Raw genomic sequence first — 14,862 nt, forward strand, 5'->3', positions numbered from 1 at the left:
CATCCGCACGGCATCCGTTCGCCGCGAAGATTTAAATATGCAGAAAATACGGTTCGCCGCGATCTCGGCGCTGCCGTTTAGGATATCGTATGTTACGAAAGAGCATTCTGCTTGTGCTTCTCGCCGCCGCAACCTTGATCTGCGGCGTCCGTGGGAACGCACAAGCGAATTATACAACTTCCTGGTTAGGAAATTCCATGGGGGGAGCCGGCGGCGCTTGGATGCAAATCGCCGCCAATGCGGTTTATACGGAAGCAAATGGCGCGACTTACGTCAACAGCGTCTACGACGAGAATGGGCGTGAAGCAGGGATCTACCGTGAAGGAAGTGTTGTCGGCTCCTTTACCGGCCTGCATGGCTGGCAGCGCGGCGGTGGAAAGTGTATTACTGCGGACGACAAGTACGTCTATCTTGGAATGGTGCAGAGCGACCTGAATGATAATGGCGCGCACGGGCCGGGTTGGCCGGTCGGCGGCCCAGGAGCTGGCGGAACGGTTACGCATGAGTCCTGGTTTGGCGTGCGACGCTATTTCAAGAACGGCCTTCCGGCTCCATGGTCGCAGTCGGGCCGGAAAGATGGCAATAGCAGCAGCATCATCGGGCTGTTTGACAATAGTATGATCGTCGTCAGTGATAATACTTATGCTGACAAAACGCTCCTGCCGGATGCTGCGATCATGGGTCTTGCTGTCGTCAACGGTCTCTTGTACGCTTCCGATACGCATTCCAATAAAGTTCGTATCTACAACATCAGCAACTCAAATCGTGTGATTCCCGTGGGCTCATGGAATATTGTTAACGCCGGCGCGATTGTCTTTGACAAAAACTCACACACGCTCTGGATTGCGCAAACCGGCGACGGCGCGCAAGCGCCCGGCGTGCTGCATTACACCCTAGATGGGAATAAGCTGCCCCAACAAATCACAGGAATCGGCTGTCCGCGTAGTTTAGCGATCACCCCTCAAGGCAACTTACTCGTCGCCGACAGCGGGCCTGACCAGCAAGTAAAAATGTACTCAAGCATCAACACCGCTCCCGTCCTCGTTTCGACGCTTGGCAACCCAGGCGGCATCTACAGCGGATTACGCGGACAGGTCGGCGACTACAAGTTCAATGGTCTGACCGGCGTCTCCGTCGACGCCGCCGGCAATATCTACGTTGTCACCAATGGCTCCGAAGCTCAAGGGATATTCGGAAGCGGCGCAACACTGATGAGTTTCAACCAGGATTTCAACTGCCGCTGGAAGTTGGAAGGGCTAGAGTTCATGGACTGCGCCGATGTCGCCCCAGGATCGGACGGCGCGAATATTTACACCAAGAACAAGCGTTTCAAGCTGGATTTGACGGATCCAACGGCAAAGCCCCAGTATGCGGGTTATACCGTCGATAGCGTCCGTTATCCCAACGACTCTCGCCTTCACATCAACACCAGCAGTTCGCCGCTAGTCCGTAATATTCAGGGTAAGCAGTTCCTATTCGTTCAGGACACTTATTCAGCATATTTACAAATTTATCGCTTTGATACAAAAAACGCCGGCGAAATAGCCATTCCATCCGGGCTGATTGGCGCTTGTCACTCGGCTGCCGGCAAACCGGCGACTGCGTGGCCCCCTGATACTGTCCAGCCAAGCTTGGGACCGTGGATCTGGCGCGACATTGACGGCAACGGAGATTTCTTCAAGGACGGCGTTCCTCAGAAAGGCGAATTCGACAATGGTTTGGGGTCCCGCGACCCCTGGCTCACCGCCAGTATCTGGGGATGGTGTGTTGACGAAAACGGCGATATCTGGCAAGTCAGCCGTGGAACGTCAATGCTCAACGGAGGCATTCGTCACTTTCGATGTCTCGGACTAGACTCTATCGGCAACCCGATTTACACTCTGGCGGCGTCGCAGATCCTGCCACGCCCGGCTCCGTTCGACGGAACAGCCGGCTCCATCAACCGAATTGAATATGTCGCCGCGACAGACACGATGTATTTGTGCGGCTATACGAATGCTTATCCGATTTCGCCTGGCGAATGGGGTCTCGCCGGACGGGTGATTGTTCGATACGATCACTGGAGCACGCCCGCGCGAACACAAACTTACCAGATCGTGCTGAACTGGAATATGCAGGCGTACCCGCTGATCGGGGCAAAGGCGATGACCGTCAGCGGCGACAAAATCTTTGTTGGATATGTCGCGGGCGCCACTGCTGATTTTGGAGTTAACGGAGGTCAAATCGTGACATACGATGCAGCTTCGGGCCGTTTCCTTGGGACAATATCCGCTGGGCCTGAAGCTGGAGGAGTGTCCGGACTGATCGACACAACCTCGGGCCTGCGCGCCTTTACCCGAACCAACGGCGACCAGATGGTATTCGCCGAGGAAGATCTGATGGGCAAAGTGCTGATGTACCGCGTTTCGGCCCCCGGCGCGGCAGCGACAACGCCTGCCGTTCCCGTATCTGGAACGGGAACGGGCTTGACGGGAAAGTACTATAACGGTTCGCAGCAAGCAGCCTTCAATAAGCTCATCACAACGCGAGTCGATCCGACCCTTAACTTTCAGTGGACGACGCCGCCTGCCCCCACAATGAACACGGCAGGATACTCAGTACAATGGACAGGCAACGTCCAGCCGCGATATTCGGAGACCTACAATTTCCAAACCGATTCCAGCCATGGAGTTCGCGTGTGGATCGACGGAAAAATGGTGATTGATAGCTGGAATTCCCATTCCTTGCAGACGGATTTCGGCTCCGTGGCGATGCTGGCCGGCACGCAATACAAAATCCGTGTGGAGTACTATCAGATCTCTGGGACCGGCGCGCTCACGCTCTCATGGTCCAGCGCCAGCCAGATCAAGGAAATTATCCCGCAGACTCAGCTCTATCCGGATGCCCCTCAGTAGCGGGACGCGTTCGTCCGAGCGTCTTTTTTGTGATAAAAGGGCGCTCGAACGCCAGGAAGAACAGGTAGGAGAGCGGCAGACAAATGAGGAGCGCCAGGATCGTGAGCAGCCAGCCGTTCGTCGTCTGACTGAGTCCCAGAGGCTTAAGCACATACAGGAGCAAAATTTGGATCAGTGGGGCGTGCAGTAGGTAGAGGCTGTAGGAGAATTCGCCGACGAAGACCAGAGGCCGCCACTGGAGCGCAATTCGTAGCGGATGATCCTGCGCAAGGGAAATGTAGACGAGCAGGCTAAACGCCCATGCCCCAACGATAAAATCGAAATCCGTGGCCTGCGCGCCGAATCCATGCTTAATCTTCACTACAGAAATCAAGATCAGGAGCGCCGTGGAGATGAGCGCCAGCGCTCCCCACGGCGCTTTGGCGCGCAGGTTTAGCCAACGATCGCCGCTCCCATAGGCGATAGACGCCGCCAGCATTCCAAGACCGAAAAGCAGCCAGAACTGCGGCATCAGCCCTTGTAACGATGAGTGACGCGTCGCGACGAAGACAACAGTCACCAGTGTGGCAAGTATTCCCAGGGTCTTCCCAGGGCCGATCCGTCGCCATCCAAGCAGCAGGACGGGAAAGAGCGGATAGATCTGCCACTCCACGGCCAGCGACCAATAAACATAATTCAGACGATAAAACATATCTCCGAACAGGTTATGGATCAGCAGAATGTGTGTGACGATGGATTTTGCAGTCAATGGCAGACAAACATCCCAGCGCATGCCAGTCCGGTGACCGATGACCGTTGCGATCAAGACAATCGTCAATATCAAAGAGCAATAGTAAGGCGGCAGCAGTCGGCGAGCGCGCTTAGTGAAGAACGCCGTCAAGCCGCCATGGAGCACAAAATCACGATGCAATGTCGGCATTATCAAACAGAAACCCGACAGCACAATGAAGATGCAGACGCCGTAATGGCCGAAGCAAAACACGCCCGCAAGCACTCTCTCAATCCCCAGATAGATGTTCGCGTTACTGTACTGGTAGAGACAGTGGTGAATCAGCACGTAAAGCGCCGCCACCGCGCGCAGGCCATCAAGATAAAGTACGCGCGGCCGGCTTTTCGCCGAAGAGGAATTGGCGTCCGCCGGATAAGACGCGGAAATGTCAGACGGTAATGCGGTTTCCATTCGTCCCTTTTTTCGCAGCGAAACGGTCGTACAGATCGATCGTTTGATCGGCAGCCATATCCCAGGTATAGCGGCTCAGAACATACCGCCGGACAACATCCGCCGTCAGCCGATCGCCCCAGTCGGTTTTGAAAAACTCGATAATCGCCTCGCCGATCGCCTCGCTGCTCGCTTCGCGCGCCAGCAGTTTCGGCTCCAGCGGAGCCAGCAGTTCCGGAATAGCGCCCACCGGGGCGCCGATTACCGGCGTACCGCAGGCGAGACTTTCCACAATGACAAGGCCGAAGCCTTCCAGCGCCGTGGTCGGCAGCACAAAGAGATCGGCCGCGCCGTAAAGCCCCGCAAGATCTTCATCCGGAACGAAGCCAGCGAAGTGGATCGAGCCGTCGACACAAAGATCCTTGGACAACTGCTCCAGCCGCGCGCGTTCCGGCCCCTTGCCGGCGATTACGAGATATAAATCCGGGACTTCGCGCAAGACGGCGGGCATCGATCGTACGAGATTTTCCAGCCCCATCCGCGCCGCAAGACGCCGCACAGTCAGAGCGATTGGCCGATCGACCGGAAGGCCAAGGCGCTCCCGCAATGCATGGGTGTCTTTGGGAACATGGAACCGTTCGACATCAACCCCGCCGTCGATCCGCGCGATCCGCTCCGACTTCACATCGAAATGATCGGTCAGAATTCCCGACATAAAGGCGCTGAGCGAAATGATGCTTTCGGCGCGGCGGAGGCTGTCCTGCTCCACCCAATGACGCGCCGTCCGCTTGGCGCGCGCCTTCGCGATCCCCAGCCCGCCACGCGCCTTAGAGGTATCCTCGACCCACCCTTCTTCACACCAGGGGCCGTGAAATGTGCGAACCGTTGGAACTCCGCGCAAAGCGCTGCTCCAAAGCGGGCCAACTCCGGCGTAGGCGAAATGAATGTGCGCGATGTCGAACGGGCCAAAACGTTTGACGATGTCTTCGCAGGCGCGCCGCATTCCGGCGACGCCGGCCTTACTGCGCGGCGCCCGCACGACGGTCACTCCGTTCCAGAGTTGCTCCTCGTAAGGCTTGCCTTCAATGACCTGGTTGACCAGCAGCACCACACCGTGTCCGCGCTTCACCAGGCATCGCGCGAGTTCCTTGGCCGCCGTTCGGCTGCCGCCCGGCTTGTCTTCAAAAACGGCGTCCGCAATGAGTAAGATGTTCATTAGTATTACTGTATCGTGCTTGTATCCGGCGATTCCGTTCGCACCGGCCGCGCGGGCATGGCGACGACTACCTGTCCAGGAGCCACATCCTTCACCACGAGCGCGCCTGCTCCGACCTTGGCCCCCTTACCGATCACGATGCCCCCATGTTCGTTGCCGACAATGATCGCGTGAGCGCCGATTGTGACATCATCCTCAATCACAATGCGATATGGCGACCCAACCCATGTCTCCGCGGCGAGCGAGACATGGTGATAGAGCTTTACGCCGCGCCCAATGGTGACATTGGGGTGGACGCAAACTCCCAGCCCGAGATGCTCCAATTTCAGATCCGGCTGAATTTGCGCTTCAAAGGGAAGCAGACAGCGAAAACAGAAATAGTTGACAGTCTTCAATATCTTGGCGAGAAGCTTGAGCTTCCGTTGGTGCGCCCAGCAGCTAAAATACCAAATTCGCGCCGGATTGAACACTAAGAAATCCCCTTTTGGGATAAAACGTCGCGAATGGCGGCGTAATCGCGCATCGAGAGAAGCTCCGAATCGGTAAACTGCACGTCGAACTCTTCCTCAAGAGTGGCGGCGAGGACCATCGACCCCATCGAATCCCAGGCGTCCAGCGTATCGACGGAGATATCTTCGGAAACATCCTCCGGGGACAGCTCAAACGATTCCGCAAAAACCTTTTTGAGACGCGTATCTAAACTCATTCCTCTACCTCACTCATCGATCCTTCAATATTCAATTCGTCCGTCACAATCAGCCAGTTCGGCGATTCCGCGAGCGGCCCGCGCAGATCCAACTTCCACCATCCATCGCCGCGCTCCGGATCGGGCTCAAAGCCGTTCGAGGGGAAGAGTTCCGTCACCAGGCCGTTTTTCGGAGTGGGAATATACTGTCCCAGCAGCCGCGTGCATCCGCGCTTTAAGCCCGCGTGCGCCAGCGAGGACAGAAGCGCCTGCTCGACGCCCCGTCCGATCACACGGCAGCTCATCAGAAGCGTGTCGATCACCGCCATGTCACCCTCGGCATGGACAAAAGCGGCGGCGATAATGCCGGCGTCGTCAAAGCGGTCCTTGAGCTGCGCGTAGCAGACGAGCCAATCTTCGGAGTTCGCCATCGCCGTGACCTGCTCTTCCGAATATCGGCGCGTCGTCACATTAAACTGGTTGGTTTTTTGTGTCAATTGCGCGATGCGCGGAATGCTGAACGCGCTGACCGGCGCAATCGTCAGGTTGATCTCCAGCGACCGCAGATACTCCTCCATCGAGCCGACGGACTGCTTCAGCTCATGGCGCTGCGCCTCGGCCTGGTACATCGTGCTCCGGCGCCGGTCTTCATCATTGAGCGCCAGGGTGTCGAAATTCGCCTTGTCATAAAGCTCGGCGGCGAATCGTGTGGGATCCGCCGGCAATTGGATGACCTTGACCTGAGGAAGCGCCTCGCGGACAAACTCACACTCAAACGGATTGTCGTCTACAAACACAAGGCTGTCAAGGCCAATGTTTAATTCCTGAGCAATTTCGCGCAGATTGGACGCCTTATCGGACCAGTTGACGCGCTTTGCGACGAAGTGATGGGTTTTGAGGAGCGACGATGGATGCTTCTCGAAGACTTCCATCGCATCCGCCTCATTGTTCTTGCTGTTCAGCGCGAGCAAAACACCACGATGGTATAAATCGATAATCGCCGCGTGGAATTCAAGAAACGCCGATCCGGGATGCGTCGCGCCCAGCTTGATCCCGTCCATGCCGTCCTCGCCGATCACTCCGCCCCACAGCGTATTGTCGCAGTCCAGCACGAGACATTTCTTGTTTTTGCCTTTGAGCGCGGCGGCGAACTTCACATATTCGGCTGCCAGCCGGCGCTGCAGCGCCAGCGTGTACGGCGCGCGCCCAATGTGCCAGTAACGGTTGTCGATGGCGCTGTCGTAGCCGATTCGCGAGATCAGATGATCGACATCGACAATATAGGCGCTTCCGATCGTTTCTATCTGTTCGCGCAGCAGTGCGTTCAGGCGGCGAATCACGACATGCTGCCCGTATGACGACTGAGCGTCCAAAACGCCATAACTGGGAATGGCGCTCAGCTCGAAGTTGTTGACGAGAATAACAGCCGAGCTTCGCTCCCGAACGGCGCGCACGAACGAAACCACACGATTGAGAACCGATTCCACTTGCGTGTCGCACTCTTCGGGGCTAAGGCTCGCGAAAGATCCCACCAGCGCGGGAGCCAGCGTGTGCAGCCGCATGGCGAAGGCCACGATATCCGGCTGGAATTGATACAGATCGCTGCCGTCCATAAAGACTTCCTGCGGAGCGCTGTCAAATCCGCTCAGAAAGATCTCTGGCTTTAAGCCGGCGGCATAGCTCTTGACCTTCAGACACGGTGCGAATGTCGGCTCCAGCGTGAAGTTTCGCAGCACCGCGATCTTCACTGGGACCAGCGTCTCATCAGTGATCTTATCCAGCTTGCCGGCCGCCGAAAGATGGCGTGCGGTGGAGGGATCCGAATCCAGCCAGTTCAATGTTTCGAGTATGGTTGTCGTCATAATCTTTTTTAGTGAGCGCGTTCCGTTGTGTTACTCTGAAATCGCCGCGGCGACCGGTTCGGAGACACGGGCAGTCTCGGAAGCGCTTTCCAGAGCTGCGTGATGAATCTTTTTTGCCTTTGTGCTGATGAATGGCTTTTCAAAAAACTGGAAAAACACACGCCCAAACAACACCGCGCCGATCATCACGAGAACGAACACCGCGTAATGGAAGGTCATTGGCAGGTGGAAACGCTTGAAGACCTGGCTAATAATTCCAATACTGAATGTGTGCGTCAAATACAAGCTGTAAGAGTAAAGACCGATCGCGGCCAACCCACGACAAATCGGAGCCGCCGCAATCTTGGCGTCATACCGGTAGCAGGCCAGCACGAGGGCGGCGAACGCCAGAGAAATAGCGAACTGAGTGCGACTCGATACCCCCATAGTGCCGAGCGGAGTATCCCGAAATAAAATGAGCGCCAGCGTCGCGGCGACCGCCGCCGCCGCCCAGGCGATTGTCGCCTTATCATAGCGCGTCCGAATGAGATCGTACACGATCACGCCCAGACCGAATTCCGGCCAAAGATCCAGAGGATAGCGCAGACAGTGCGGATTGACGATCAGCGCAATCAGCGCCGCCACGGTCAATGCATGCAGCGCCGTCAGCACGGACTTCTCGCCGTAGCGGACGCCGAACGCCGCCAGAGCAAGCCCAACAAACAGATAAAACGCCACCTCATAGCACAATGTCCAGCACTGTACGAGAACAAAGTCCGTGGGAAAGACGCCATTTGTCAGCGTATAGTTGACAAGGAAGTATTCCAGCCCTCGGCTCCAAACGCTTTTTTCCGCCGCCGTACTGGAGGCGACCAGTCCATGCGAGACGAGCGCGGAAGCAAAAGTACTGTACAAAAGACCGAACGTAATCGCGATCGCGGCCGTAGGATAGATTCGCCGCACGCGCGCTTTGAGGAAATACAAGACGCTGCTGTCCTTGCGGAGCGCGCCCGACATTGCGCTCGCAATGCAGTAGCCGCTGATCACGAAAAACATCTGCACGCCTGAGTTGCCGTACGCTGTCAAACGGTAGAGTGGATTGGCGCCGAGCTGAGGATATCGCGCGATCATCACCTCCGCCATATGAAAAGCAATCACCCAGAGACAGGCAATACCGCGAAACGCGTCCAAAATAAGAAACGGCTTGATTTTAGTGGGCATGGTGGGTGATCTCAGGCGCCGACGATCGACGGCTGACGGGTCTCTCGTACTTTGGATGCAATGGCTCCGTAAACATCCAGGTAGGATTGCGCCATGCTGTCCCATCCATGATTCTCGGCGGCGCCGCGCGCCGCCAGTCCCATCGAGCGCCGACGCTGAGGATCCGAGCTCAAATCGATAATTGCTTTGGCGAGGGCTTGTTCGTCATTGGGATCCTCAAGCACAACGCCGAGATCCTGCGTAATCAAATCCGTGGCGCCGGCCGTCGACGCCGTGACGATGGGAAGCCCGGACGCCATGGCCTCCAAAATCGCCAGAGAACAAGCCTCGTATCGCGAGGGAAAGACGAAAAGATCGGCGGCGCGCATCAGCTTCGCGACATCGCGCCGGAATCCCAGGAAATGGGCGCGATCTCCAACCCCAAGATCCTTGGCCAGCTGCGGATATGGGCTTCCGTCGGTCTTTCCGCCAATCGCGAGATGTACTCCCGGAGCATGGACCAGCGCCTTGAGCACGGTATCGAGATTCTTGCGCGGAGACCGGATGTCCCCCGTGAACAGGGCCAGAACCACATCCTTCGGCAGCCCAAGCGACGCGCGGTCCTCGCTTCCCGGATGGAACTCCAGCAGGTCCACGCCGTTATAGATTACCTCGATGCGCTCCGCCGGCACACCAATCTCCATAAGTTCGCGGCGGATGCCGTCTGAGACAGCAACCACTTTGCGCGCTTTCTGAAAGACGGACCGCTCCCACCGCGCATTGACGGCGGTGTACGTCCATTGATACGCGCCGTACAAGTCTTTCCGGACGTGAGAGATGTGTGCGGGAGACTTCAGCCACGCGCCATGTACGAAATGCGCGGCGTTGACTTGGTGCGGCAGATCGAGCGAGCACCCATTTCCATGGATGATATCGAGATCGCCAGCAATCGGCTTAAGCGCAGTGTTGGCGCGCTGCGCAAATTCCCACGCGGTGATAATATTCGGCGTGCGGACGCGCGGACGCACCGGGACCCATTTCGCCCCTGCGGCTAAAAGGGAATCATCGACAGCGCTCGTAATCAACGTAACGTCATTGCCTTGCGACAGCGCGTAACGCGCGATCTCGTAGTTGACGCGTCCTTGTCCGTCACCACGCACGACTTTCTGGGTGACGATGCCTATCTTCATACAATGACCTTTCGCTGAGATCGATCCAGCGCTCCCAGGCATGTCCAGACAATCATCGATGTCGTATACTCTCCTCCGATCAGCCACTGCCCGAGGTAGACAATGAGAATCGCCAATACAGAGAGAAGGACAGGGATGCGCGTCTTATGCCACATTTTGATCGCAAGCGCAAAACTGAGGATCAAGAATGCAAGATACAGAAATCCGCCGACAAATCCCAGAGCCGTAAAGACGTTGGTAATGTCGATCTCGGAGTTGTTGCCTTCATTGCTGAACTTGGTCGAGGCAAGCGTCGTTGAGCCAAGGCCGTATCCGATGGGGGTGGTAAACCCCTTGAGGAAACCGCCCGCCGCAAGGTTCATATGCACTCCCACCGTGGACTTGCTGCCGTCCGTGGGGTTGAGAATACCATCAGTCTGATGCTTGACCAGCGCCGATGTCGTGCTGGTGGATGGGTCAACGTTCGCGGTGCTCTCCTGCACGCGGGTCATCGTAAAGACCAATCCAAGTGTGGCGACCACCAGCGCGATGCCTCCGCGAAAAAACCAGCTCTTCCGATCCTTTGCCATCACCGCCCACAAGATACACATGGCGCCCAGAAGGGTGATGAGGGCGCCCCGGCTCGAGGCCATGAACATCCCATAAAGCATCACCGGCACCAGGATCAAACCGATGCGCTTCTTGAACAGCAGGCCGACGAACAACAAGATGGAGCCGGCGGCAATCACGTGGGCGTACTCCGCGAAGGAAGGAAGCGTCGAGAAAGCCCGCTGCATACCCGGTGTCAGCGCCCAGGAGTAGTGGGTGGTTCTCAGCCAATCCGCTTCGGCGTCGGAGTAACCAAATGAGCTCTGGTAGAAACCGTACGCCGCCACCCCGACCGTCATCCAGGCAAACGTCTGTAGGTAAGAGGAAAGTCGGTTCAGATCGAGTAAGTCACGGCCGACGAAGTACCAAAAAATGGGGACGATGTAAAAAAGCGCGCCGACCACGCCCACTTCAATTCCGCCCTGCAACGGGTTGAAGATCTCAATCGTCATCAGACTTAAGAGCAGAAAGACGAACTTCGTCATCTTACTGACGGCTCGGCCTCGCGTGCGCCACATGGCGGACCCGCCAAAAACAATCGCCACGCCGGGCGCAACCAGCAGAAGCGGATCCGTCTCCACCCAGTCAAAGTACGGCGTGAGAGCGCGACGCACCCAACCCATGAGCACGAGATAGCCCATGGTAGCCACCATCCCGGTCAGCGGCGCCATTCGCGTGAGCACAACAAGCAGCAGTGTCAGGACAGCGGCGAGCAGACCGCGCTGCGCGACGGCGTTTCCCGTGAACGCGGGAGAAATCGCCAGCAGCGCGGCCCCCGCCCCCGCGACGGTTAAAAGTGATCCACGCCAGCCAAATCGGCGCGGAGCCAAATGCTGGAATGGCGCGACATTATTGATCATGCACTCGCCTCAGAGACGCCGGACTGACTGCGGCGCCAGGCCGCGCGTCCGGTTTTGCGCCCGCTTAAGGACGCCTTGCAACGTGAAATCACCAACGCTTTTTCCTTCGGAAGCAAACGCAGAACCTGGACCAATCCTGGACACACTCTCGTGCCGACCAGGATGCTCCAAACGATAAAGGCAATCCGGCGCGGTCCGGGCAGATAATCGAGTAGCGCGATAGTCTCGTTATGCGCGATGTTGGACAACGCCACCGCATTGAACTGGTTGCGTTGGTCCTCATCAAAGCGCACGCTCGCATGATGGTCCACCGCGACCTCGGGATCGTAAATCAGTTTCCATCCCGAGCGCGCCAGCTGCAGGCTAAACGCCATATCGTTATTGGACTGCGCGCCAGTGCCCCGTAATCGTGTGTCAAATCGCTGATGGATCGCCGCCGAACGACGATAACTCATATTGACGCCCTTTAGCACTTCGACATCGCGCGCTGGACCGACTCCCAGGTGATGATTGCCCGAAACGCGTCCGTACCAGCTGACGCGCCCGACAACCTCACGGGAGCCATCGAGGATTGCGCCGCGTTCGTGAACCCAATCCCGGCCACCCACACCGCCTACGGATGGGTCGGAGGCGAAATGGCTGACGACCCGCTCCAGCCATTGCGGGCGCGGCGCGGCATCGTCATCGGTAATCGCGACAATATCTCCCTTGGCGGCTTCCCAGCCGGCGTTCAGTGCGGCGACTTGACCGATCTCATAGCTGGGGACAACGCGGACCTCAGGAAGGATCGCCGCCTCGCTGCGCAGGAAGGAAAGCGTATCGTCGTCCTCGGGCCGGGCCACGACCAGGATTTCCGTCGGCGGATGCGTCTGCGTTTTCAGCGCGAGCAGGCATCGCTTCAAGTCTGACGGCCGCCGATATGTCGGAACGACGACGCTTGTGGTCAATGTTTCCGCAGATGCGCTCTTCGGCCGCGCGAGGGTTGTGGGAGACACCGTGGATTGAGACAATGACCTTCTCCGCGCCTCCATTCGATAATATTGAAACGCCGTGCGCACGGATTCTCGGGCGTGACGAATATTTGCCGGCTTCCCTGTTCTCAATGCGTGAAGCATCAGGTGAAGAGGAGCGAGGACAGAGAACGCCGCCGCCTTCCCCGGCTTCTTCTGCAGCCACCGGTAGCGCTTGTAAGCGGAGTAAAGCCGCGACGCCTCAATCACCCGCGAATATTCCGCGCGGTTAATGTCGGATGGAAAGTGATCGTTGAACAAATCCGGCGCGAACTCAAAGCGGTACCCATGCGCCTGAGCCTGAGCCGCAATGTCCGCCTCTTCGTATCCGTAGCGCAGCGCCTCGTCGAAGCGCGCCTGAGAAAACAAAGCGCGAGGAAAGAGCGTCGCATTGATCACGATAGCGCGGCAGTCTTCAGAGCCTAGAATCGGAACACTCTGATGTCCCCAGAAGGAAACATTGCCGGGGCTGATCTCCTGGCCGTTCTTGCGCTCGCGCCCGGTCACGATCGTCTTTGTCGGCGACTTCGACAGAATGGCGGCCGCCGCGCCTAAAAACTCGGGAGTATAGGCGGCGTCATCGTCGATGAACGTCACGGCTTCGATATCGCCTTGAAGGCTGTCGAGGCAGCAATTGCGATTGGAGGCCAGCCCACGCCTCGGTCCGCGAAGGTAGGTCACGCCGGCAAACTCATTGCAGACGCTTTGCGTCGAAGCGGCTTGATTGTCGTCGCTGTCGTCGGAGACAATGATCTGGGCCGGGCGCGTCAGGGAAGCGGATATTGATTTCAGCGCCTTCCGCAAATCGTCGGGACGATTGCGAGTGCAGATACAAACGGCGATCTTCATAAGGAAGCGGCTTCCGAAGCAGCCGCGTTCTTGCGGCTCTTGATATTCACGAGAGCAGTTCGCGCATAAGCGAGATCGGCGGCGCTGGGTCTCATCGACGCGATGCTGTCCTTGCCGAACTCACGAGCGAAGTAGTAAATCAAAACGAATAAATTGACAAAGTAACCACATGTTGACGCAATGCTTGCTCCGACAATTCCCCATCGAGGCAGCAAGGTCAGCAACAGAATGCACATCACAACAAGCGACGCCGCCTCTGCGGTGGATGTCGTCATCGGTTTCCCCGCCGCTCGTAGCGCGGCGCTGATATTTGTCCCCACCCCTAGGGCCACCACGCCGGGAAGCAGCCAATAGATCGCCGGAACGGAGCCGGCGAACTTGTGCCCCCAGACCAGCGGGACCAGAACCGGAGCGATCAGATACAAGGCCGAGCCGCCAACGATTCCGATGATGAGCGTCCAGCGTACGCTCATCGCCGCATGGGCCGCCTGCTTACGCGAATCCGTCTCGGCGGCGACCTTCGGGAAGAGAACCATGGAAATTGAGCATGCGCATTGATGGAGCAGCTCCGAGAACGTTACGGCGAATACGTACAAGCCGAGCGCCTGCGGGCTCACCATCGCCGTCATCAGCAGCTGGTCTAATCGTCCATTCGCCGTGTTCGCCAGCGTCCCAAGATGAACTCTCCAGGCGTAATCGAGCGACTGTTTGACCAGTCCCCAATCCGGCCGAAGCCTCCATCCAAGATCACGCACCAAAGTCACGAGAGCAAACGCCAGCGCCGTATAAGAACCTGCCCAGGTCGAAAGGATCGCAGTCTGAACGGTAACACAGTGAAACGCCCAGAAGCCAAGCAAGGCGATGACCGTCACGAGCTGCGGCGCAATCCTGAACAACGAGAACTTGCCGAATTTTGCGCCGCCGTAAATCAGCCAGCCGAGATAATCCGAAAGCAGAGAAACCGGCAGCATCCACATGCTGAAAAGGAACAGCGCCCGGTTGTGCACGGTGAGATGGACGAAATGCGGCAGGATCGTCACCGCCAGAGCGGTAAACGGCAAGCCAACGATCAGCGCCATCCAAATCGAGTTCGCGAACAGCGAAGCGCGAAGCTCGGGCCGCGACGCCGCGAGATAGGCGTTCGCCTGTCCGAAGCTGAGGCCGCACGCCCAGGAAAGCATCAAGGGCCAGAGCAGAACGGAGGCGCGCTCGCCGTTACCATACGGACCAAGTGTGCGCGCGAGAATGACGCCAATCCCCAGCTGGATCACGTTCATCCCGAGACTAGTGAAAAGATTGAGCGCTGTGTTGCGAAGTGATCGCATAAAAGGATAAGCCAGTTCTGATGAGACGAAATCTTATGACTTTGA

The 14,862-nt window shown here is 57.5% G+C and carries 11 protein-coding genes; 1 reads left to right on the plus strand and 10 read right to left on the minus strand.

Features of this window, described 5'->3' with window-relative positions; genetic code table 11:
- Positions 1 to 89: 89 nt before the first annotated feature.
- On the plus strand, positions 90 to 2,894 hold the full coding sequence (locus tag D5261_RS26080) for a PA14 domain-containing protein (RefSeq protein WP_119319222.1): 2,805 nt from the start codon (positions 90 to 92) through the stop codon (positions 2,892 to 2,894).
- On the opposite strand, the gene D5261_RS26085 is transcribed toward D5261_RS26080, so the two are convergent.
- From D5261_RS26085 to D5261_RS26130, 10 genes are read right to left on the minus strand one after another with little or no spacing between them, the layout of a single operon-like run.
- Positions 2,854 to 4,074, minus strand: a complete 1,221-nt coding sequence (locus D5261_RS26085; protein ID WP_119319221.1) for an acyltransferase family protein — start codon at positions 4,072 to 4,074, stop codon at positions 2,854 to 2,856. The two genes, D5261_RS26080 and D5261_RS26085, sit on opposite strands and share 41 nt — an antisense overlap.
- Complete coding sequence (locus D5261_RS26090) at positions 4,052 to 5,269, minus strand: glycosyltransferase family 4 protein (protein ID WP_119319220.1); 1,218 nt, start codon at positions 5,267 to 5,269, stop codon at positions 4,052 to 4,054. The genes D5261_RS26085 and D5261_RS26090 overlap by 23 nt, the downstream gene beginning before the upstream one ends.
- A gap of 5 nt (positions 5,270 to 5,274) precedes the next feature.
- On the minus strand, positions 5,275 to 5,739 hold the full coding sequence (locus D5261_RS26095; RefSeq protein WP_119319219.1) for a serine O-acetyltransferase: 465 nt from the start codon (positions 5,737 to 5,739) through the stop codon (positions 5,275 to 5,277).
- Positions 5,739 to 5,975: an acyl carrier protein gene (locus D5261_RS26100; protein WP_119319218.1), complete on the minus strand. Its 237-nt coding sequence runs from the start codon at positions 5,973 to 5,975 to the stop codon at positions 5,739 to 5,741. Before D5261_RS26100 ends, D5261_RS26095 begins: the two co-directional genes overlap by 1 nt.
- Entirely contained in the window at positions 5,972 to 7,816 is a 1,845-nt protein-coding gene (locus D5261_RS26105; RefSeq protein WP_119319217.1) for an HAD-IIIC family phosphatase, read from the minus strand. Before D5261_RS26105 ends, D5261_RS26100 begins: the two co-directional genes overlap by 4 nt.
- Before the next feature lie 30 nt (positions 7,817 to 7,846).
- Entirely contained in the window at positions 7,847 to 9,016 is a 1,170-nt protein-coding gene (locus D5261_RS26110) for an acyltransferase family protein (RefSeq protein ID WP_165863881.1), read from the minus strand.
- Between the two features lie 11 nt (positions 9,017 to 9,027).
- Positions 9,028 to 10,185, minus strand: a complete 1,158-nt coding sequence (locus tag D5261_RS26115) for a glycosyltransferase family 4 protein (protein ID WP_218025461.1) — start codon at positions 10,183 to 10,185, stop codon at positions 9,028 to 9,030.
- A complete protein-coding gene (locus D5261_RS26120) occupies positions 10,182 to 11,633 on the minus strand; it encodes a hypothetical protein (RefSeq protein ID WP_119319215.1) in 1,452 nt (483 codons plus the stop codon). The genes D5261_RS26115 and D5261_RS26120 overlap by 4 nt, the downstream gene beginning before the upstream one ends.
- Positions 11,630 to 13,492: a glycosyltransferase gene (locus D5261_RS26125; protein WP_119319214.1), complete on the minus strand. Its 1,863-nt coding sequence runs from the start codon at positions 13,490 to 13,492 to the stop codon at positions 11,630 to 11,632. The genes D5261_RS26120 and D5261_RS26125 overlap by 4 nt, the downstream gene beginning before the upstream one ends.
- Positions 13,489 to 14,817 carry a lipopolysaccharide biosynthesis protein gene (locus D5261_RS26130; protein ID WP_119319213.1) on the minus strand — a complete coding sequence of 443 codons (1,329 nt, stop codon included), beginning with the start codon at positions 14,815 to 14,817 and terminating at the stop codon, positions 13,489 to 13,491. The genes D5261_RS26125 and D5261_RS26130 overlap by 4 nt, the downstream gene beginning before the upstream one ends.
- Positions 14,818 to 14,862 lie beyond the last annotated feature (45 nt).

The sequence above is a fragment of the Capsulimonas corticalis genome, assembly GCF_003574315.2.
In the GTDB taxonomy this organism is placed as follows: Bacteria; Armatimonadota; Armatimonadia; order Armatimonadales; family Capsulimonadaceae; genus Capsulimonas; species Capsulimonas corticalis.

Bases quoted from the DNA above. Each gene is read 5' to 3' on its own strand.
- D5261_RS26120 (WP_119319215.1), bottom strand. From the start codon at position 11,633: ATGATCAATAATGTCGCGCCATTCCAGCATTTGGCTCCGCGCCGATTT.
- D5261_RS26130 (WP_119319213.1), bottom strand. From the start codon at position 14,817: ATGCGATCACTTCGCAACACAGCGCTCAATCTTTTCACTAGTCTCGGG.
- D5261_RS26110 (WP_165863881.1), bottom strand. From the start codon at position 9,016: ATGCCCACTAAAATCAAGCCGTTTCTTATTTTGGACGCGTTTCGCGGT.
- D5261_RS26100 (WP_119319218.1), bottom strand. From the start codon at position 5,975: ATGAGTTTAGATACGCGTCTCAAAAAGGTTTTTGCGGAATCGTTTGAG.
- D5261_RS26090 (WP_119319220.1), bottom strand. From the start codon at position 5,269: ATGAACATCTTACTCATTGCGGACGCCGTTTTTGAAGACAAGCCGGGC.
- D5261_RS26115 (WP_218025461.1), bottom strand. From the start codon at position 10,185: ATGAAGATAGGCATCGTCACCCAGAAAGTCGTGCGTGGTGACGGACAA.
- D5261_RS26105 (WP_119319217.1), bottom strand. From the start codon at position 7,816: ATGACGACAACCATACTCGAAACATTGAACTGGCTGGATTCGGATCCC.
- D5261_RS26085 (WP_119319221.1), bottom strand. From the start codon at position 4,074: ATGGAAACCGCATTACCGTCTGACATTTCCGCGTCTTATCCGGCGGAC.
- D5261_RS26080 (WP_119319222.1), top strand. From the start codon at position 90: ATGTTACGAAAGAGCATTCTGCTTGTGCTTCTCGCCGCCGCAACCTTG.
- D5261_RS26125 (WP_119319214.1), bottom strand. From the start codon at position 13,492: ATGAAGATCGCCGTTTGTATCTGCACTCGCAATCGTCCCGACGATTTG.